The sequence below is a fragment of the Sorangium sp. So ce1153 genome, assembly GCF_051521595.1.
Taxonomy (GTDB): Bacteria; Myxococcota_A; Polyangia; order Polyangiales; family Polyangiaceae; genus Sorangium.
This window is the reverse complement of the sequence record NZ_CP150361.1, coordinates 13,190,070-13,210,276: the sequence shown is the minus strand read 5'-3', so window position 1 is coordinate 13,210,276 and position 20,207 is coordinate 13,190,070. Positions and strand designations below refer to the sequence as shown.

The following is a 20,207-nucleotide window of genomic DNA, read 5'->3' as shown; positions in this document are numbered from 1 at the left end:
CGCGCGCGCCACGCGCCGCGCGCCAACCTGCATGACGCTGTGGAGCGCCGAACACATCGAGACGAGAATCGCCAGGCTGCGAGAGCGCGAGGCCGGCTCTCCTCCCGGCGTACCCGGCGGCGCCTCGGCTCCAGCCGCTGGCCGGTCCTTGCTGCTCCAACGACATGGCGTCCGGCGAGCACGGCGTCCGGCGAGCCCCCGCCGGTCTGCTCGGGCGCTCGGGGCTCAGCTCGCCGCGGCCGCCAGGCGAGCCTCCGGCGGGCGGCGCGCGGTCCGAGCTGGACGGGGGAGCTGCTGGACGCAGCCGATCCGCTTCGGGCGACCGGGCTTCGTCGCCGGGCGCCTGCGTTCTGGACGCCGAGCGGCTATGGTTGGCGGGACACCGCGATGGGCACCCTTCTCAAGCGCGCGCTCGACCAGGCGGCGGTCTGGCACCGGGCACAGAGGCGCAAGTATCCGAACGCCGACGTCCCCTACATCAGCCACCTCGCCGGCGTGGCGGTCTTGCTCGCCCGCCACGGCTTCGACGACGAGGTCGTCGCGGCCGGCGCGCTGCACGACGCCATGGAGGACCAGGGCGTCACGTTCGACGAGCTGCACCAGCACTTCGGCGAGCGCGTCGCCACGCTCGTCCTCCACGTGACCGAGCAGGACCGGTCGCTGCCCTGGGAGGACCGCAAGCGGCTCTATCTCGAGGCGTTCCCCGGCAAGCCCTGGGAAGCGCAGGCGATCACGCTGGCGGACAAGATAGACAACTTCCAGTCCATCATCGTCTGCTCGCGCGAGCACGGCGACCCGTGGTCGATGTTCAAGCGCGGCAGGGACGTGCAGGTCGCCAGGTTCGAGGAGCTGCGGGCGATGAGCCGCGCGCTGCCGCCGCACCCCCTGCTCGACGAGTACGGGGCGGTGCTCGACGAGCTCCTGTCCCTGGGCTGAGCGGCGCGCGCGCCGGGCCGGCCGCGCGCGCCGCGCCGACCGCCGCGTCGCGCAGGACTCCCGTCCTCCGGGGAGCGACCACGGCAGGCGAAGCGATCACGGCGGGGCGCGCTCGTCCGGCGCCCCCTCACCTCGGTCGCCACCTGCCGGCGCCTCCGCCGCGCCCGGAGGAGCGCGGGGGATCGACCGCGGGAACCGGAACACCTCGCGCGGATCGTACTTCGCCTTGACGGCTGCCAGCCGCGCGACGTTCGGGCCGTAATAGGCGGTGAGCCAGTCCTCGACGTTGGCGTCGATGTAGTTGATGTAGGCGCCTCGGGTGTAAGGCAGCATCGAGCGGCGCACGCGCTCGACCCACGCGACGCTCTCCGCCTCCTGCGCGGGGGCATTCCAGTAGGCCTGGTACTGCAGGCTCCACAGCGCGCGCCGGTGCGGGAACGCGGTGGCGTCGGGCGCGACCCTGGCGACGGCGCCGCCGTAGGCGTCCAGCTGGACAAGGCACCTCGAGCTCGGCGCCCGCGACAGCTCGGCGGCGAGGGTCGCGATGGCGCCTTCGTCGAAGCGCTCGTAGGCATAAGCCGACGTGTTCTTGAAGGGCACCTGCTCCTGGTGCTGGTGCACGGTCCACCGCTCGGGATCGCCGCCCAGCCCGCCGAACTGGCCGACCGCGCGGAGGTGAGGCAGGGTCTCGATCAACACGCTGGAGGGCGAAACGCTGGAGGGCGCGGCGGCCTGGACGGAGAGGAGCGGCTGGATCAGGCGGCGGAGCTCTTCCCCTGTCCCGAGCAGCTGGCCCACGCACGAGACACCGCCGGCCGACTCGGCCTTCAGCGTGAGCACGGACGTCAATCGCTCGTCGGCGAAGGGAGCGAACGCCTGCCACGCCTCGAGCACGCCCGGGAGCTCGGCCCACGGCCAGGAGATCCTGAAGATCGAGACCTCGGGGACATGGTGTGTCTTGAACGTGAACGAGGTGAGGACACCGAAGTTACCGCCGCCGCCGCCCTGACAGGCCCAGAGGAGATCCTGGTTCTCCTTGTCGTCGGCCCGGATCACCTCGCCGTCCGCGGTGACCATCTCGACGGCGAGGAGGCTGTCGCATGTCAGGCCGAAGGCGCGGGAGAGGAGGCCGAACCCGCCGCCGAGCGTGAGCCCCGCGATACCGACGGTGGGGCACGAGCCGGCCGGGAGGGTCACGCCCACCTGCCCGAGCGCGTCGTAGACGGTGAGCAGGTCGGCGCCGGCGCCGACCACCGCGACGCCCCGCTCGCGGTCGATCCGGACGCTGCGCAGATCGCTCACGTCGATGACGAGCCCTGCATCGATGACGGAGAATCCCTCGTAGCAGTGCCGGCCGCTCCGAGCCCGCAATTCCACGCCACGCGCGGTCGCCCACCGGACGGCGTTCGCGACATCTCCGGCGTCCTGGCAGAAGACGACGGCGCGAGGAGAGCGCGAGACGCGCGCGTTGTACGCCTCGCGGGCGTCGCCGTACCCAGGGTCATCCGGGAGGACGACACGACCGGTGAGCTGCGGCGCTGCGCTCATGATGGGAGCTCCGCCCGCGCGCAGCCGCCGGCCAGGTTGCGCGGCGCGGCGGTCACGCGTCCGCTCGTCGAGCCGAGCGCTCCCCGGGCGATCACGCGCTGAACCTGCGCCCCACGAGGGCCGCGTCAAGCCGGCCACACGAGCGCGTCGGGGCTCCCGATCGAGCGCAGGTGACCGCGGCGGACCTGTGTGCGTCCGCCCGGCGACTGACACGCGGGCCTGCGTGGAATATACTCGGTGCGACATGGCCATGCCCCGCGACGCCGAGCCACCGCCGCAGCTGGAACGCCGTCCTGAGGCCAAGGCTTTTCAGATCGACGAGCTTCTCCCCAGGGTGCGAGAGGGGAAGATCCGGATTCCTTCTTTTCAGCGCGGATTGAGATGGGAGGACTCGGATCGCCTCGACTTCTTCGACAGCATCTACCGCGGCTATCCCATCGGGACGCTGCTCTTCTGGAAGCGCCATGCGCCTGCAGCGCGGCTCGCGCTGGGCAAGCTGAACCTCGATGCTCCCGCTCGTTCCGATGCGCTCTGGGTCGTCGACGGCCAGCAGCGCATCACCACGCTCGCCGAGACCCTGCTCGGGCGCCCGGCATCCGGCGAGCGCGCCATCCATTTCGATCTCGGGGGCGTGAAGTTCATCTACACGAAGATCCCTGAAGAAGCCGAGACGAAGGCGCGTGAAGGAGCCGAGGTGGACCTCCTCCCCAAGCTTCCGCTCGACGTCGTGCTCGACTCCACACAGCTCCTCGAGTGGCTGTTCGCTCATCCGAAGCTCGGCCCGGCGCAGCGCGCTCTCGCGCTCGACGTCGGCAAACGGATCCGCGAATATCAGATGCCCTGTTACATCGTCGAGACAAGCGACGCTCAAGTGCTCAGGACCATCTTTTACCGCACGAACCTGTCAGGCCGTCCGCTCGAGGAGCCCGAGGTCTTCGACGCGCTCCTCGGATCGCTCACCGAGCATCAGCCATCAGACCTGCGCCAGGTTGCGCAGAGGGCCTCCGAAATGGGGTTCGGTCCGCTGCCAGAAGGCGACCTGCTCAAGGCGCTGCTGGCGGTGAAAGGGCTTCCGCTCGATCGTGACTTCACGGACGCGCTGCGTCGGGATGAGGTGCCCGAGGCACTCCGGTCCACAGAGGCCGCCTTGCGGGAGACGATCGTCTTTCTCCGCCGGGATGCCGGCTTCGCTCACGTCGAGCTGCTGCCCTACACCTTGCCCATCGTGGTGCTATCGAAGTTCTTTCACGAGTTCCCGGCGCCTCGTGAGCGCAGCCGGCTGCTCCTGCGTCGCTGGTTGTGGCGGGGAGCGCTCGGCGCGCGCCTGACCGGAGCCACCGTGGGGATGCGGCAGCACCTCGCCTGTATCCGGAAGGATGATGAGGAGGGCTCGGTCCAGCGGCTGCTGGAGCTTGCAGGGACCAGTCCGGCAGAGGACATCCAGCACCTCCACAGCTTTCACTTCGCCACGGCGCGCAGCAAGCTGCAGTGCTGCGCGCTGGCGTCGCTGGGGCCTCGGAACCTGGTGACCGGGGAAACGCTCGACCTGCCGGCGTTCCTGTCCGCTCAAGGTGAAGAGAAGGTGCCCACCGTGCTGCGCGGCAAGCTCGCCGAGGATGAGCGCGCCTCCGGGCTGGCGAACCGCATCCTGCACCCGCGGCTCCCGATGCGGAACCTGATCGAGGCCATCACCACGACGAGCGACGCGCGGGTGCTCGCTTCGCACGCGATCTCGAGCGAGGCGCGGGCAGCCCTGCGCGACAGCAACGCCGCGCGCTTCCTCGCGTTGCGCGAGGCGTCTCTGCATCAGACGGTCGAGCGCTACTTCCAGCGGCAGGGCGAGTGGAGCGCTGACGACAGCCCCTCCCTGGCTTCCATGATCGTGAGCGAGGATTGAGCCATGAGGTTGCGCGTCCTGCTCCGCGAGGTGCCGGTTGGCGTGCTGGAACGGCACCAGGACGGGAGGATCGTCTTCCGCTTCGATGAGGCCTACCTGGTGCTCCCCGAGCGTCCCGTGCTCGGTCGGTGGTTCGAAGATCACCTGGTTCCTCCCCTGGAATACACTGGACAGAGCGGCAGACTGCCTTCGTTCTTCCAGAACTACCTCCCGGAAGACGAGAGCGCGCTCCGTACGCTGCTGGCGCGCAAGGCGGGCGTGAAGGAGCATCAAGAGCTGCCCCTCCTGGCCGCGCTCGGCGGCGACCTCCCCGGCGCCATCGCGGTCCGAGCCGACGATCCGGCGGCGCCGGGCGCCGAGCTCGACGAGCCTGCCCCCTCTTCGCCGGCCGGAGGAGAGGAGGCGCTGCGGTTCTCCCTGGCCGGGATGCAGCTCAAGTTCTCGGTGCTCCAGCAGGGAAGCCGCTTCACCCTACCCGTCACGGGCCAGGGCGGACGCTGGATCGTCAAGCTGCCGGATACACGCTATCCGCACGTTCCGGAAAACGAGTACTCCATGCTGGCATGGGCGCGGGAGCTCGGTCTCTGTGTGCCGGAGTTCAAGCTCGTGCAGGTCGCGGATATAGAGGGGTTGCCAGACGAGCTGCGCTTCGACGAGGCCCTGGCGCTCGCGATCCGGCGCTTCGATCGGGACGAACATGGATCGCGCATCCACCAGGAAGACTTCGCCCAGGTCCTCAACATGCGGCCGCGGGACAAGTACCGGAGCCACAACTACGCGACGATCGCGAACATCGTTCGCTCCGTGTGCGGCGAGGCGGACTACGAGGAGCTGGTACGCCGCCTCGTGTTCGTCGTGCTGAGCGGAAACGCCGATGCCCACCTGAAGAACTGGTCGCTCGTATATCCGGACGGCCGCCGTGCGCGGCTCTCGCCCGCCTACGATCTCGTCTCCACGGTGGCATACGGGCCGGGTCTGGATCAGCGCCTGGCCTTGCGTCTCTCCGGCGAGAAGGACTTCTTCAGCATCTCCCGAGCTCACTTCGAGACGCTGGCCGCGCGGATCAACGCGTCGCCGGAACGCACGGGCGCTCTCGTCTCCGAGACGGCATCACGCGCAAGGGAGGCCTGGGCCAGGCTGTGCGGGTCGCTGCCCATCGCTCCCGGCGCGCGCGAGGCGCTGGAGAAGCACCTGAAGATGAGCGCGATCTGACCGGAGCCGGGGTGAAGGACGGCAATGCCCGCGTCAGCCACCTGTCCGCGTAGACCGTTGCGCGAGCGCTCCCCCGTGTGAGCACAACAAGCACCCTCGCGCCCGTCCGGGACGCGGGGCGACCGCGCTGTTTCCTTGCTGGCGCGACATTCCGAGGCGGCCTGCGCGCGGGATGAGCCTCCCTCCCCGGCACATGCGATGCACCCCCGTGGGGCGAGCTCCTCCAGGGAGGGACCGATGAAGCTCCTGTCTCCACGCCACCATGGGTACGTCGATTACGCGGCCATCATCCTGCTCTTGATCGCGCCGCTCGCGCTCCGCTTCGGGCCGGCGCCGGCGGCGGTCTGCTACGCCACCGCCCTGGCGCACCTCGTCGTGACGCTGCTGTCCGATCACCCGCTCGGCGCCGCGCGGAAGATCCCGTTCGCGGTGCACGGAGCCCTGGAGTTCTCCCTCGGCGTCGGCCTCCTCGCCTCGCCGTGGCTGCTCGGGTTCTCCGCCGAGGACCGGCCGCGCACCTTCTTCGTGGCCGCCGGGATCGCGCTCCTGCTCGTCGTCCTCGTGACGAGGTACACGGCCGGCCTGATCTCCCGGCCGGAATCGTACGGCCGCTACGACCGCTACGACCGCTGACCGGCGCGGGCGGCGCTCAGCAGGCGGCGACCGCCGCCTGCGCCTCGCGCATCACCTCGGACCAGGCCGCGTCCGGGCGCGACACCTCCAGGGCGATCGACAGCGGATCCTCGCCGGCCTCGATGGCGAGGCGCGCGGCCGCAGATCCGGTGAGCAGATCGAACGCCGGGATCGTGTCGACGTACTCGTAACGCTCGGTGCGGAAGCGGAAGTGCTCCGGCTGCTGCCGGCTGGCGAACGCGGTGAGCGCGAGGTACGTCGCCACCGGGCGGAAGGTGTGCGGATCGGTGACGTGGATCTGGACGCCGCCGCAGACCTTGCCGGCGTGCTTCTGGAAGGTGGGCCGGAAGGTGAGCGGCCGCGCGATGAAGCCGAGCAGCCCCGTGGACGCGAGGCGCGCGGCGAGCTCGTGGCCGTCGAGCCAGGGGGCGCCGACGATCTCGAACGGGCGCGTGGTGCCGCGGCCCTCCGACAGGTTCGTCCCCTCCAGCAGGCAGCCGCCCGGGTAGACGAGCGCTGTCTCGGCCGTCGGCATGTTGGGCGACGGGAAGACGAACGGCCGATCCCACTCGGCCGCGAGCCCCTCCCGGCGGTGGCCGTCGACCGCCACGACATGCAGCCCGCACTCGACGTCGCCGAGCGGGATGCCCTCGCGCCGCGCGAAGAGCGCGACCAGCTCGCCCACCGTGAGCGAGTGGCGGATCGGCACCGGCTCGAGGCCCACGAACGAGAGGAACCCCGGCGCCTGCGTCGCGCCCTCGACGCTCTCCGTCGCGCCGCCGATGGGGTTCGGCCGGTCGAGCAGCACGACGTGCACGCCCGCCGCGTGGGCCGCGCGCAGCGCGAGCAGCGCCGTCCAGACGAACGTGTAGTAGCGCGCGCCGACGTCGGCGAGATCGATGAGGAGCAGGTCGATCTCCGCGAGATCCTCCGCGGTCGGCGAGAGGTCCTCGAAGCGATCGCCGTACAGGCTGACGATGCGCGCGCCGGAGCGCGCGTCGACGTCGCTCTTCACCGAGGCCATGTCCTGCGCCTCGCCGCCGTAGCCGTGCTCCGGGCCGAAGAAGAGGCGCGGGCGCACGCCGAGGCCGTCGAGGACCGCGGCGACGTGGGTGAGCTCGCGGTCGACGCTCGCCGGGTGCGCAAGGACGCCCAGGCGAGCCGACCGGACGCGCTTGAGCAGCGGGAGATCCGGGAGACGGTCGAGTCCGATGTGCACGGTATCGTGACTATCAAGGTGCGCGCGGACAGTCCATTTGTCCGCGTCGGATTTTCTGGCGGGCGCGCCCGGGCGCGGGTCAGCGCTTGAGCGCCGCGTAGAACGCCGCGCCCCGGCGCTGCACGCGAACGAGGAGCTCGCCGTCGCGCGCGGCCTCCTCGACCTCGGCGGCGGTGGGCGCGCGCCTCCGATCGGCCTCCAGGATGACGTCGCCCGGGCGGAGGCCCGCGCGCTCGGCGGGCGAGTCGCTCGCCACGGCGGCGATCCGCGCGATCGAGCCGCCCTCGCCGCCCTCGCCGCCCGCCCCGCGCGGGGCCGGCGCGTCGCGCAGCGTGAGGCCGAGGCCCGGGTGCCGGGCGGGCGCGCGCTGCACCGGGAGCGCCGGCGGGGCGGGCTCGTTCCGCGGGGCGAGCACCACCCGGGTCTGGTACCGCTGGCCGTCGCGCACGACCTCGAGCGCCAGCCCCTCGCCGACGTTGTGGTTGAAGAGCTCGCGGATCACGTCCTGCGCGTCGCGCACGGGCCTGGCGGCGACCGACGTGATCACGTCGCCCGGCTGGAGGTTCGAGCGGGCCGCGGGGCCGCCCGGGGTGACGGCGTTGACGAGGGCGCCCGCGGGGGGCGGGCTCCGCATCGCCGCCGCGAGCTGGGGCGTGAGGTCCTGCAGCCCGACGCCCATCCACGCGCGCTCGACGCGGCCGCTCCTGAGCAGCTGCTCCGCGACGCGCCGGGCCATGTTCGCGGGCACGGCCAGGCCGATGCCCTGCCCTCGGCTCACCACCATGGTGTTGATGCCGAGGACGCGGCCGTCGAGGTCGACGAGCGGGCCGCCGGAGTTGCCGGGGTTGATGCTCGCGTCGGTCTGGAGGTAGTCCTCCACGTCGTTCACGCCGACGCCGCCCCGCCCCTTGGCGCTGAGCACGCCGGTGGTGACCGTGTGGCCCAGGCCGAAAGGCGAGCCGATCGCGACGACCCAGGCGCCGACGCGCGCGGCGTCGCTGTCGGCGAACGTGGCGACGGGCAGGCCCTTCGCGTCGACGCGGAGGACGGCGAGGTCGGTCGCCGGGTCGCGGCCCGCGACGCGGCCGGCGAACATGCGGCCGTCGCGGAGCCGGACGGTGATCGCGCGGGCCCCGTCGATGACGTGGTTGTTCGTGAGGATGCCGCCGTCCGGCGAGAAGATGACGCCCGAGCCGAGCCCGCGGCGCTGGCCGCCGTCGCGGAACCAGCGCAGCGGCGAGGAGACGTCCTCGCCGACCGTGACCTCGATCTGGACGACGGCGGGGCCGACCTTGTCGGCGACGTCGGCGAACGCCTCGCCGAGGCGGCGCAGGTCGGCCGCGCCGGCGGCCGCGGCGGCGCTGGACGCGGCGGCGCGCGACGGCGGCGCGGGCGAGGGCGCCGGCGCCGCCCTCGGCAGCGGCGCGGGAGCCGCCTTCGGCGAGGGCGACGGCGGGGCGGACGGCTGGGCGCCCGCGAGCGACGGCAGCGAGAGGGCAGGGACGAGCAGGGCGAGGGATGCAGCGAGCCGGCGTGGGTTCATGCTTCCTCCAGCGCGTGGGAGAGGTCCGGTTCGCGGTCCGCGGCGCGGCGTCCGCGGCGTGGCGTCCGCGGCGCGGCGTCCGCGGCGCGGCGCGCCCGGCAGCGAGAGGTAAGACGGGGAGCGCTCGTGAACGCAACCTCCCGGCGCGCGGAAACCGCGCCGATCAAGGCTTGGGCAGAAGGTCCGCGCCGTCCTCGGGGCCGGAGCCGGGCAGAAGGTCCGCGCCGTCCTCGGGGCCGGAGCCGGGCAGAAGGTCCGCGCCCGCCTCCGAGCCGGGCTCCGCCGGCGCCGCGTCGTCCGCCAGAAGCCCGGCCGACGGCCCGGTGGGCCAGGCATCCTGGCCGTCGTCGCGCAGGTGGATCTGCTCGAGGTAGAGCCCGTCCGGCGGCGCCGTGATCCCGGCGTCGCGCCGGTCTCGCGACGCCAGCGCGCGGGCGATCGCGCCGGGTTCGAGGTGGCCGCGCGCCACGTCCATCAGCGTGCCGACCAGGATGCGCACCATGTTGTGCAGGAACGCGTTCCCGTCGACGTCGATCCGCACGAGGCGCGGGTCCGCGGGATCGAGCGACAGCTCGACGCCGTACAGCGTGCGCACGGTGGTGGTCCGCTCGTCCGCGCTCGTCCGGAACGCGGCGAAGTCGTGGGTGCCCCGCGCCGTGGCCGCCTCGGCGCGCGCCCGCTCGATCGCTTCGTCCGTGAGCCCCTCCACGCGCCAGGCGCGCCGGCAGAGGAACGGATCGCGGACCAGATCGCGCAAGATCAGGTAGCGGTAGCGCTTGCGGAGGCTCTCGAAGCGCGGCGAGAACCCGACGCGCACGACGGCGGCGCGCCGGATCACGATCTCGTCCGGGAGGTGGCGCGCCGTCGCGAGGACCCAGCCGCGCGGCGGCAGCGTCGCCGCCGTGTCGAAGGCGACGCGCTGGTCGCGCGCGTGGACGCCCGCGTCGGTGCGGCTCGCGCCGCGGATCTCGCGGATGGCCGGGTCGATGGCGCGCAGCGCGCCGAGCAGCTCCCCCGAGACCGTGCGCTGATCGCGCTGGCGGGCGAAGCCGGCGAACGGGCGCCCATCATAGGCGACCGAGAGCAGGATCCCGCGGCTGGACGCGGCTAACCTCGGCACGGCACGATGGGCGCGAGCGGCCTAGCCGCCGCTCCCCCCGTCGCCGGCCGAGCCACCGGCGCCCGCGCCGCCGGTGCCCGTGGCGCCACCCGCGCCGCCGGTGCCCGTGGCGCCGCCCGCGCCGCCCGCGCCGCCGGTGCCCGTGGCGCCGCCCGCGCCGCCGGTGCCCGACGTCGTGCTCGCCGAGGAGGTGAGGGACGCATACCCCCGGGCGCACTCCGGGTTGACGAGGCCCTCCGCGTTCTTGCAGCACTCCTCGGGGGCCGACCGCGCGCCGTTCACCACGCAGTACGGGAGCTGGTAGCACCCGTCCGGATCGTTCGCGATTCCGTGCTCGGAATCGAGGTTGTCGTTGCAGAGCGGTGTCGTCCCCTCCTCCGCGCGGCACGCGGCGCTCTGCAGCGCGAGCGGCGAGAGCGCGAGGAGGAGCAGGCTGGCCATCCGGAGGGGGAGCGTTCGCATCGGCTGCTTCCTATTGCTTGATGGTGAAGTTGATCGGAACGTTCACCACGACGCATCCGCTCTGCGGCGGAGGCAGTGATTTGCCGCGGAAACGTCCCAGGACGCAAGACGCAATCTCGCCCGATCCCACCGTGTCGTTGAGGATCGAGGCGCCGCACACCGCGCCCGTCGAGGCGACCTGCACGCTCACCGTCAGCTTGCCGGAGACCTCCGAGGTGCGCAGCGCGCGGTTATAACAACCCTGCGCCGAGCGAGCGAGCCCGAGGACGGCGGAGTCGAGCGCCGGCGAGCTCGCGCCGTCGCCGCACTTGGCGGAGCAGGGTGACTTGCCCGTCGTGCCCGGGCCCTGGCCCGACGCCACCTTGCCGGCGTCCGCGCCCGCGTCCTCGACCTCGTCGACGGGCGGCGGCGGCGGCGGCGCGAAGAGCGGCGGCGGCTCGACCGGCTTGGTCTCGGCGGGCGCCGCGACCGTGGGCGCCGCGGGGGACGCCTCCGGCTCAGGGCGCAGCTTCCAGTAGAGCAGGCCGGCCATGAGCGCGGCGAGGACGACCATGCCTGCGATGTAGAGACCAGAATTGCCGGATTTTCCCGGGATCTGCTGAGATGACGGGGGCATCGATGCGGACACGTGAGAAGTCCTCCCGGAGAGGCGCGCGGGGCCCGGCCGCCTCGACGGGGCCTTCGTGCGCCGGAGCCGGAACGCGGGCGCGTCCGGCGGGGGGCGAGTCTACAAGGGCGGACAGGGAAGCGCGCCAGGAAACTGGATGCGCCCGGGATGAACACGGCGGGCCCGCGCGGGTGGGCTGCTCGGCGCGCGCAGGCGGGTGGCTGCTCAGCGCGTATAGAACGACACGGCGGTGTCGCCGTAGGTGCGGACCGCAGCGCAGGTGAGCCCGGCGATCTCCGGAGACGGATCGCGCCGCGCGTGCTCGAGGACGAGGCGCCCGGCCGGGGCGAGCAAGCCGAGGGGCCCGGCGAGGCGCGCGGCCGCGGCGGCGGCCTTGGCCAGGGCGGCGTAGGGTGGATCGAGCAGGGCGAGGTCGAACGGACCCTCGTCGCGGAGCAGCTCGAGCGCGCGCTCGACCGGGAGGGGGACGACGCGGGCCGCCTCGTCGAGGCCGAGCGCGGCGAGGTTCTCGCGGAGCGTGGCGAGCGCGGGCCGGCCGCTCTCGACAAAGACAGCGCGGCGCGCGCCGCGCGAGAGCGCCTCGATGCCGAGCGCGCCGGTGCCGGCGTAGAGGTCGCAGACGAGCGCGCCGGTGACGTCGCCGAGCGAGGAGAAGAGCGCCTCGCGCACCCGGTCCGCGGTCGGCCGCGTGCCCTCGCCGCGCGGCGCCGCGAGCCGCCGCCCGCCGAGCCGGCCGGCGATCACCCGCATGGTCGTCCCCGCGTCGCCGCGGGCAGCGCGGCGCGGCTCACCAGCGGTACGTCACGTCGAGGCTGCCCGCGCCGAGGCCGACGCTGGGCTGCACCGTCCAGCCGGTGCGCTCCCCGGTCCGGCTGTCGCTCGTCACGAGCAGGTAGGCGCCGAGGCCCGCCGAGATCACCGCCAGCGGGTAGAAGACGTACTGGAGCGTCATGAACGTGTCCGCCCGCTCGCAGAGCTCGATGCCGGCGTCGGCCGTCCTGCCGTCGCTGCCGACCTTGCCCATGACCGACTCGCGCTGCTCGGGCGCGCAGACGTCCTTGACCCCCGTGTCGAACAGCCCTCGATAGGCCTCGTACTTCGCGTCGCTCTGGATGCTCGCGACCTGGATCGAGCTCATGACGGCCACGGTCCCGAACGCCGCCCCCGCGCCGAGGCCGATGAACCCGCCCACCCGCTTCCAGTTGGACGACGGCGACTCGGAGGGCATCTGGCTGAGCGCGATGTCCGTCGTCGCGATGGGCAGGACCAAGACCGACGCCTCGGAGTCGAGGAAGCCGGTCGACTTGACGAGCACCTTGTGCGGCCCGGCGGTGACCGTGAAGACGCCCTCGCCCCGCTGCACGTTGCCGACCGGCTTTCCGTCGATGAGCACGCTCGCCTGCGCGGCGCCCGTGCGCACGCGGAGCGCCCCCATCGGCGGCCCCCCGGTCAGCGTCGCGAGCGCGTCCGCCGCGATCTTCCGGAGCGGCTCGTCGTTCGCCTCGGTGAGGTTCGCGCTGTACTTCAACGGCACGCTCGCTTCCGGCTTGCCGCGGGTCCAGAGGTGCAGCGCGCCCTCGACGTTGACGTCGTTCTTCTTGAGCACGCCCCAGAGGTAGCGGTCGCTCTTGATGTGGTCGGCGATGCGGGACTGACAGGCCGCGTCGGGCACGTCCTCGCACTGCAGGGAGAGCGTCAGGACCTCCAGCGAGAAATCCCCCTCGCCGACCGACCACCCCTGGCTCTTGGTGATGGCGGACCGGAGCGCCTTGGTCAGGCCGTCCGCCTGGTCGTAGGCGTCGTCGGTGCGCACGGCGATGACGGTGATCGGCAAGGCGGCGGGCGACGGCTCCGCTGCCCGCGCGGCGCCCGCGCAGGCGAAGGAGGCGGAGAGGGCCAGCATGGTTGAGAGACCGGTTCTCTGTGCGCGCGTCATCATGCAGTGCTGGGCTCCACGCGCCAAAGTTACCCGGCCGACGGCCGGGAACGCAATCCGTGAGCCTGCGCTCGGCGCGCGGCGTTTTTCGTTTCACCCACCGAGTGCGCTGTGTCAGAGCGTGCTCAGCGCCCGCCCGCGCTGCAGCGCGGGCGCCCGGCGCGCTCCGCACCGGTCCATGAAGGTCCCCCGACACATCTTCCGCGAGTACGACATCCGCGGCGTCGCCGAGCGCGACCTCACGAGCGAGCTCGCCCGCGAGCTCGGCGCCGCGTTCGCCCTGCTCCTCGCCCGCGAGCTCGGCGCCGGCCCGACGCCCGGTGGGGCCCGGCCGCGGGTCGCGGTCTGCCGCGACGGGCGCCTCTCGAGCGACAGGCTGTTCCGGGCGCTGACCGACGGCCTGCGCGCCGGCGGCGCCGACGTGATCTCGGCCGGCGTCGGCCCGACGCCGCTGCTCTACTTCGCGGCGCACCACCTCCACGCTGACGGCGCGATCATGATCACGGCGAGCCACAACCCGGGGCCGGACAACGGGTTCAAGCTCATGCGCGGCAAGGCTTCCTTCTTCGGCAAGGACATCCAGGCGCTCGCCGACCTCATCGAGGAGGGCGCCGGCAGCGGCGCGGCGGCGACGACGGCAGTGGGCGCGCTCACCGAGGTCGACCTCGCGGCCGACTACATCGCGGCGGTGCGCGCGGCGTCGCGCCTGCCGGGCACCGACGTCTGCTTCGTGATCGACGCCGGCAACGGCGCGGCCGGCCCGCTCGGCCTCCGCACGCTCCAGGCGCTCGGCTTCGCGCCGGACGCGCTCTTCTGCGACATCGACGGCCTCTTCCCGAACCACCACCCGGACCCGACCGTGCCCGAGAACCTCGAGGCGCTCCGCGCCCGGGTGCTCGCGACCGGCGCCTCGCTCGGCATCGCCTGGGACGGCGACGGCGACCGGATCGGCGTCGTCGACGAGCGCGGCGAGGTGCTCTGGGGGGACAAGCTGCTGATCCTCTTCGCGCGGTCGCTCCTCGCCGAGCGCCCCGGCTCGGCGGTGCTCGGCGAGGTGAAGTGCTCCGAGACCCTCTACGCGGACATTGCCGCGCGCGGCGGGCGCCCCATCCTCTGGAAGACGGGGCACTCGCTGATCAAGACCAGGATGAAAGAAGAGGGCGCCTTGCTCGCCGGCGAGATGAGCGGGCACATGTTCTTCGCCGACCGGTGGTTCGGGTTCGACGATGCCGTCTACGCGTCGGTCCGCCTGCTCGAGATCGTGGCCGCGGCGCGGCGGCCCATCGGCGAGCTGCTCGCGGACGTCCCCGAGACGTTCGCCACCCCCGAGATCCGGGTCGACTGCCCCGACAGCGTGAAGTTCGAGGTCGTCCGCCGCGTGACCGAGCACTTCCGCCGCGTCCGCCCGGTGGTGGACATCGACGGCGCGCGCATCGACTTCGGCGGCGGGGCGTGGGGGCTCTGCCGCGCGTCGAACACCGGCCCGCTCCTCGTGCTGCGGTTCGAGGCCCGGTCCGTCGCGGACCGCGACGCGGTCCGCGCCGAGGTCGAGGCCGTCGTCTCCGCGGCTGTCCGCGACTCCCTCGCTGCCGCTGTCCCGTGACCAAGCCCGACGTCGAGCCGCAGAACGAAGCCTGGACGATCCGCCGCGTGATCGCCTGGGCCTCGGGCGACCTGAAGAAGCGCGGCGCGTCCTCGGCGCGCCTCGACGCCGAGCTCCTGCTCGGCAAGGTGCTGGGCCTCGACCGCGTCGGGCTGCTGATCGACGGCGAGCGGCCGCTCGACCGGGTCGAGCTCGCCGCCTACCGGGCGCTGCACCAGCGCCGCCGCGCCGGCGAGCCGGTCGCCTACCTGCTCGGTGTGCGGGAGTTCTACGGCCGCCCGTTCCGCGTCGATCCGCGCGTGCTCATCCCGCGCCCCGACACCGAGATCCTCGTCGAGGTCGGCCTCGCCCGGACGAGGCACCTCGCGCTCTCCACGCGCGTGCTCGATCTGTGCACCGGGTCCGGCTGCGTCGCGGTCAGCCTCGCGTGCGAGCGGCCCACCGGGCGCGTGCTCGGCGTCGACATCTCGGACGGCGCGCTCACCGTCGCCCGCGAGAACGCGCTCCGCCTCGGCGCCGTCAACGCGGGGTTCCTGCGCGCGGATCTCTTCGCCGGCGTGCCGCCCGGCCTCCGCTTCGACCTCATCACCGCGAACCCGCCGTACATCCCGGACGACGACGTGGCCGCGCTGCAGGTCGACATCCGCGGCTACGAGCCGCACCTCGCGCTGGCGGGCGGCGCCGACGGGCTCTCGTTCACGCGCCGGATCGTCGCTGGCGCGCCGGCGTGGCTCGCCCGCGGCGGCGCGCTCGCCCTGGAGGTCGAGGCCGGCAAGGCGGGCGCTGTCGCCGAGCTGCTCGCCGCGGCGGGGTTCGTCGAGGTCGCGAGGAACCTCGACTACGGCGGGCACGAGCGGGTCGTCTCCGGCGTCCTGCCCTGAGCGCCCGCTGCGCGGTGCGCGCGTGGGCCCGCGCGTCCACCACGCAGCGGGGGCGAGGTCGATCCGCGCCGCCGCGCCGCCGCGCCGCGCGGAGGCCGGCCGGCGGCCGCGCAGCGCGCGCGCGCCTTCGCGAGGATGGGGCTGGCGCGCCGTGTGCACCGCGTGGCGCGGTCGGCGGCGGGGGGCTCCGCGGCGCTCCGGGGGCGCCGGCGGTCGCCTGCTCCGCTCTCCGAGCGCGTTCACCCCGAGGCGGAGAGGTGTCCCATGAGGCAGGTGGATCCCAGGCCCGAGAGCTCGACGACGGATCTCGTGAAGGAGGCGATCGTCGAGGCCCGGCAGCTGATAGAGGTCGAGGTCGCGCTGGCGCGCGACGAGATCAACCAGGAGATCTCGCGGGCGAAGACGTCGGGCGTCGCGCTCGGCGCGGCCGCCGCCGCGGCGCTGCTCGGGGTCGCGCTGGTGCTGGTCGCGATCGCGCTGGCGATCTCGCCGGGGCCGCTGCCGGCGCTGCTGATCGGGCTCGGGCTCGTGGTCCTGGCGGTCGTCGTGGGCCTCGTTGGCTACGGGCGCGCGCCGAAGAGGCCGCTCGAGCGGACCCGGGGTCGCCTCGGGTCGGATGTCCGTCTGGTCCGGGAGCGCGTCGTATGAGGGGGCTGAACGGCCAGCGCGAGGAGTTCGAGCGCAAGGCGGACGAGCTGCGCGATCGGCTGCTGCACACGATCGAGGCGATCGATCAGCGGCGCCACGCGCTCCTCGACGTGCGGACCCAGGTGCGTCGGCACGGCGCCGGGGTGGTCACGGGGGGGCTCATGATCGCGATCATGGGGGGCGCGGTGGTGATCGCGCTGATCCAGGAGGCGCGCGTGCGCGCCGAGCGGCTGCGCGCCGAGCGCGTCCGGGCGCTCGTCCGGTTCTGGCGGCACCCCGACTGGGTGGCGCCGCGCGGCAAGCCGAGCGTGCCCCGCGAGATCGGCCGCAAGATCCTGGTCGGCGCGGTGACCTTCGCGGCGATGCAGCTCATCCGGCGCGGCATCCGGCTCACGCTGACGACGGCGGGCCGCGGGGAGCCGTCGCGGCGGCCGCCGGAGCTCCGCGCCTGAGCGGCGCCGCCCACCGGGTGCGGAGGCGCTGGCGGCGGTGATCGGCGCGCGCGAGCGCCGGCGCGGCTCAGGGGCCGGTGTAGAGGGCGGTGCGCCAGCCCAGGTAGAAGCCTGGCTGGCGCACCGACGTGCTCCAGGTGTAATCGGCGTAGAGCCACGGCCCCATCGACACCTTCCAGAGCCGGATCCCCTCGTAGAACACGCCGCCTCCGATGCGGGCGGGGAGGGCGCCGTCGATGACGTCGGTGTCGCTGTCGGCGTCCGCGGTCGTGTAGGCAACGCCGACGCCGGCGTCGAGGATGACGCCGACCTCTTTCCAGCGCTCTGCGAGCGAGAAGAGGGGGAAGACCTCGGTGTGCAGCATGACCCCGCCGGCCAGCGCGGCGTGATCCGCGGCGACCAGGCTGTGCCCGCCGCTGGCGAGGCCGAACGTGAGCCAGTCCGCGAGCACGCCGCCGAGCCAGACGTAACCGCCGCCGCCGATCCCGACGCCGGTCTCCGTGTAGTGACGCTGGAATCCTATCTTCTGGACATCGTTCGGGAAGCCGGCGGCGCTCCCGAGCGCCAGGCCTCCGGCGATCCCCGCGGTGAACCCTCCGCGCCGCGTCAGTCGTCTGGGCGAGAACAGCGGATCGATCGCGGGCGCCTCCGCAGCAGGCTGCGGGTCCGCGGCGTCGGCCTCCGTCTGCTGCGCCGCCGCGGTCGAATGGAGCAGGCCGAGGCCGAGGAGCGCCGGCAGCGCGGCCGCGCGCCGGAGGTGGAGACACGTCGCCATGGGCTCCCTTTCCTATACGATGCCGGGGGCCGCCGGCACCGCAATCCGATGGCCTTTCCCGGGCGACACACCGCCGGGCCCCTCGCGGCGGCGGCGGCGCGCGAGCGCCCGAGCGCCCCCTCGATATAGCCGGTCCATCGAGGCCTGCGACGGACAGCATGTCGGGACAGGACAGGAAGATCGGTTGACGCGGATCCATGGGAGATCCGCGGGCCGCCACACGCTCTCACGCCCCTGGCCGGCGGCGGCAGCGCATGTTCTCACCGGAGCCTCGCCGCGCCGCCGCGTCGCCGCGTCGCCGCGTTCAAGGAGCGCGGCGGTCGAGCGGGCCGCGAACTCGCCTGCCCCTGTCGTCCGGGCACGGTATGCTCGTCGTCCCATGAAGGCCTCTCCCAGCCTGCTCCTCGCGGCGGTTCTCGCTGGCGCCTGTGGAGGTGCCGAGGCACACCGAACGGGCCCTACCATGACCGCAAGCTCCTCGTTGCTCCCTGGCGCGACAAGCGCCGCGTCCACCCCCGCTGACCCCAGCCGCCCCGCGTACCCGCCCACCCGCGCCGTTCCGGTGAAGTACGCCCTGTATGGGGTCGAGATCACCGACCCGTATCGCTGGCTCGAGGACGGCGACGCGCCGGAGGTGAAGGAGTGGATGCGGGCTCAGGACGCGTTCACGCGCGCCGAGCTCTCCCGGCTCCCCGAGCGCGAGGCGATCGCGTCAAGGCTCAAGCAGCTCTTCTACATCGATGCGGTCTCCGCGCCGCGCCACCGGCGGGGCCGGTACTTCGTGAGCCGCAGGCACGCGACGAAGGAGAAGTCGATCGTCTACTGGAAGGAGGGGAAGGGCGGCGAGGAGCGCGTCCTGCTCGACCCGAACAGCTGGTCTGACGACGGCAGCGTCTCGCTGGGCGGCTGGGAGGTGTCCTGGGACGGCAAGAACGTCGCTTACAAGGTCCAGAAGAACAACTCCGACGAGGCGACACTCCATGTGATGGATGTCGCCTCCGGCAAGCGCTCCGACGTGGACGTCATCGAAGGGGGCAAGTACGCGTACGCGTCGTGGACGCCCTCGGGCGACGGCTTTTACTACGTCTGGCTCCCCACCGACCCGTCGATCCCGGTCGCCGATCGGCCCGGTTACGCGGAGGTGCGCTTCCACCGGCTCGGCCAGGATCCGCGGCAGGATCGCGTCGTGCGCGGCAGGACGGGCGATCCCAGGACGTTCCTCAACGCGAGCGTCTCGAAGGACGGCCGCTTCCTCGTGCTCACCGTGGCCCACGGGTGGACGTCGACGGACGTCTACTTTCGCGATCTCCGCAGGCCGGGCGCGCAGGCGGCGGACAGGCCGCTCGCCGTCGGGCGCGACGCTCATTACAACGTCGAGGTCTACAAGGACCGGTTCTATGTCCACACCGACGAGGGCGCGCCGCATTACCGCCTCTTCGAGGTCGACCCGGACAGGCCCGAGCGCGCCGCGTGGAAGGAGATCGTCGCGGAGCGCCCGGACGCCACGCTCGACAGCGTCTCCGTCGTCGGCGGGCACCTCGCGCTGAGCTATCTCAAGGACGCCTCGAGCCGGGTCGAGGTGCGCGCGCTCGACGGCAAACTGGTCCGCGAGGTCCCGCTGCCCGGCATCGGCACCGTGGGCGGCCCGTCCGGGCTGCCCGACGAGGACGAGGCGTATTTCTCGTTCGAGTCGTTCACCTCGCCGCAGGAGATCTACGCGACCTCGATCAGGACCGGAGAGACCGCGCTCTACACGCGCACCGAGGTGCCCGTCGATCCGTCGGCGTTCACCGTCGAGCAGACGTTCTTCCCGTCCAAGGATGGGACGAAGATCTCGATGTTCATCGTCCGCCGCAAGGACATGAAGAAGGACGGGAGCTCCCGCGCGCTGCTCTACGGCTACGGAGGGTTCCAGATCTCGCAGACCCCCTCGTTCACGGCCTCGATGTATCCCTGGCTGGAGCGGGGCGGCGTGTACGCGGTGGCGAACCTGCGCGGCGGCGGCGAGTACGGCGAGGCGTGGCACCGGGACGGGATGCTGCTCAAGAAGCAGAACGTCTTCGACGACTTCATCGGCGCCGCGGAGCACCTGGTGCGCGAGGGGTACACGCGGCCCGAGCGGCTCGTCATCCAGGGCGGCTCGAACGGCGGCCTGCTCGTCGGCGCCGCGCTCACCCAGCGGCCGGAGCTGTTCAGGGCCGCCGTCTGCGGCGTCCCCCTGCTCGACATGGTGCGATACCACCTGTTCGGTTCTGGCAAGACGTGGATCAGCGAGTATGGGTCCGCCGACGATCCAGCGCAGTTCAAGGCGCTTCACGCGTACTCCCCCTATCACCACGTCAGGCCGGGGACGAGGTATCCGGCCGTGCTCCTCCTGTCGGCCGACAGCGACGATCGGGTGGATCCGATGCACGCGCGCAAGTTCGCCGCCGCCCTCCAGGCCGCGAGCGCGGGCGGGCCAGTCCTGCTCCGCATCGAGCGCAACGCCGGGCACGGGGGCGCGGACCTCATCAAGGCGGCCGTCGAGAAGGGCGCCGACCAGATCTCCTTCGCGATGTGGGCCACGAGCGCGCAGGCGCCCGCGATCCAATGATCCAGGGATGCGCGAGCCGCTGAGGCGCGACCCGCGCGGTGGACGAGCCGCGCGGTGGACGAGCCGCGCGGTGGACGAGCCGCGCGGTGCGCGAGGTGAAAACGTGCACGCCCGCGGTGGA

18 protein-coding genes are annotated in these 20,207 nt (G+C 72.9%); 9 read left to right on the top strand and 9 right to left on the bottom strand.

Translation table 11 applies throughout. The features are described 5' to 3' along the window. Positions 1-387: 387 nt before the first annotated feature. Positions 388-936, top strand: a complete 549-nt coding sequence (locus WME85_RS48170) for an HD domain-containing protein (protein ID WP_437831678.1) — start codon at positions 388-390, stop codon at positions 934-936. A gap of 96 nt (positions 937-1,032) precedes the next feature. Here the strand turns inward: WME85_RS48170 and WME85_RS48165 are convergent, their stop codons facing one another. Beyond that, positions 1,033-2,484: an FAD-binding oxidoreductase gene (locus WME85_RS48165; protein ID WP_437831675.1), complete on the bottom strand. Its 1,452-nt coding sequence runs from the start codon at positions 2,482-2,484 to the stop codon at positions 1,033-1,035. Here WME85_RS48165 and WME85_RS48160 point away from each other — a divergent pair. From WME85_RS48160 to WME85_RS48150, 3 genes are all read left to right on the top strand, one after another. Further along, positions 2,483-4,381 carry a DUF262 domain-containing protein gene (locus tag WME85_RS48160; RefSeq protein WP_437831672.1) on the top strand — a complete coding sequence of 633 codons (1,899 nt, stop codon included), beginning with the start codon at positions 2,483-2,485 and terminating at the stop codon, positions 4,379-4,381. The genes WME85_RS48165 and WME85_RS48160 overlap by 2 nt on opposite strands. 3 nt (positions 4,382-4,384) lie before the next feature. Then, positions 4,385-5,593 carry a type II toxin-antitoxin system HipA family toxin gene (locus tag WME85_RS48155; RefSeq protein WP_437831669.1) on the top strand — a complete coding sequence of 403 codons (1,209 nt, stop codon included), beginning with the start codon at positions 4,385-4,387 and terminating at the stop codon, positions 5,591-5,593. A 237-nt stretch (positions 5,594-5,830) separates the two neighbouring features. Beyond that, on the top strand, positions 5,831-6,226 hold the full coding sequence (locus WME85_RS48150) for an SPW repeat domain-containing protein (protein ID WP_437831666.1): 396 nt from the start codon (positions 5,831-5,833) through the stop codon (positions 6,224-6,226). Positions 6,227-6,242: 16 nt separating this feature from the next. On the opposite strand, the gene WME85_RS48145 is transcribed toward WME85_RS48150, so the two are convergent. From WME85_RS48145 to WME85_RS48115, 7 genes are all read right to left on the bottom strand, one after another. Further along, positions 6,243-7,445, bottom strand: a complete 1,203-nt coding sequence (locus WME85_RS48145) for an exo-beta-N-acetylmuramidase NamZ family protein (protein ID WP_437831664.1) — start codon at positions 7,443-7,445, stop codon at positions 6,243-6,245. 79 nt (positions 7,446-7,524) lie between these two features. Further along, positions 7,525-8,988: a trypsin-like peptidase domain-containing protein gene (locus WME85_RS48140; RefSeq protein WP_437831661.1), complete on the bottom strand. Its 1,464-nt coding sequence runs from the start codon at positions 8,986-8,988 to the stop codon at positions 7,525-7,527. Between the two features lie 163 nt (positions 8,989-9,151). Beyond that, entirely contained in the window at positions 9,152-10,108 is a 957-nt protein-coding gene (gene truA, locus WME85_RS48135) for a tRNA pseudouridine(38-40) synthase TruA (RefSeq protein ID WP_437831658.1), read from the bottom strand. Positions 10,109-10,129: 21 nt separating this feature from the next. After that, positions 10,130-10,570, bottom strand: coding sequence for a hypothetical protein (locus WME85_RS48130; protein WP_437831656.1), 441 nt, complete (start codon positions 10,568-10,570; stop codon positions 10,130-10,132). 10 nt (positions 10,571-10,580) lie between these two features. Further along, positions 10,581-11,186, bottom strand: coding sequence for an AgmX/PglI C-terminal domain-containing protein (locus WME85_RS48125; RefSeq protein ID WP_437831653.1), 606 nt, complete (start codon positions 11,184-11,186; stop codon positions 10,581-10,583). A gap of 216 nt (positions 11,187-11,402) precedes the next feature. Further along, complete coding sequence (rsmD, locus tag WME85_RS48120; RefSeq protein WP_437831651.1) at positions 11,403-11,948, bottom strand: 16S rRNA (guanine(966)-N(2))-methyltransferase RsmD; 546 nt, start codon at positions 11,946-11,948, stop codon at positions 11,403-11,405. Positions 11,949-11,985: 37 nt separating this feature from the next. Next, a complete protein-coding gene (locus tag WME85_RS48115) occupies positions 11,986-13,101 on the bottom strand; it encodes a hypothetical protein (protein WP_437831649.1) in 1,116 nt (371 codons plus the stop codon). 211 nt (positions 13,102-13,312) lie between these two features. Between WME85_RS48115 and WME85_RS48110 the strand changes: the two genes are divergently transcribed. From WME85_RS48110 to WME85_RS48095, 4 genes are all read left to right on the top strand, one after another. After that, the gene (locus WME85_RS48110; protein WP_437831646.1) at positions 13,313-14,737 is read left to right on the top strand and encodes a phosphomannomutase/phosphoglucomutase; all 1,425 of its coding nucleotides are present in this window, start codon (positions 13,313-13,315) and stop codon (positions 14,735-14,737) included. Continuing rightward, positions 14,734-15,618 carry a peptide chain release factor N(5)-glutamine methyltransferase gene (gene prmC / locus WME85_RS48105; protein WP_437831644.1) on the top strand — a complete coding sequence of 295 codons (885 nt, stop codon included), beginning with the start codon at positions 14,734-14,736 and terminating at the stop codon, positions 15,616-15,618. Before WME85_RS48110 ends, prmC begins: the two co-directional genes overlap by 4 nt. A gap of 264 nt (positions 15,619-15,882) precedes the next feature. Further along, positions 15,883-16,266, top strand: coding sequence for a phage holin family protein (locus WME85_RS48100; protein WP_437831642.1), 384 nt, complete (start codon positions 15,883-15,885; stop codon positions 16,264-16,266). Continuing rightward, on the top strand, positions 16,263-16,718 hold the full coding sequence (locus tag WME85_RS48095; protein ID WP_437831640.1) for a hypothetical protein: 456 nt from the start codon (positions 16,263-16,265) through the stop codon (positions 16,716-16,718). The genes WME85_RS48100 and WME85_RS48095 overlap by 4 nt, the downstream gene beginning before the upstream one ends. Before the next feature lie 67 nt (positions 16,719-16,785). Here the strand turns inward: WME85_RS48095 and WME85_RS48090 are convergent, their stop codons facing one another. Beyond that, positions 16,786-17,493, bottom strand: a complete 708-nt coding sequence (locus tag WME85_RS48090; protein ID WP_437831638.1) for a hypothetical protein — start codon at positions 17,491-17,493, stop codon at positions 16,786-16,788. Positions 17,494-17,956: 463 nt separating this feature from the next. Between WME85_RS48090 and WME85_RS48085 the strand changes: the two genes are divergently transcribed. Beyond that, positions 17,957-20,086, top strand: coding sequence for a prolyl oligopeptidase family serine peptidase (locus WME85_RS48085; protein ID WP_437831635.1), 2,130 nt, complete (start codon positions 17,957-17,959; stop codon positions 20,084-20,086). Positions 20,087-20,207 lie beyond the last annotated feature (121 nt).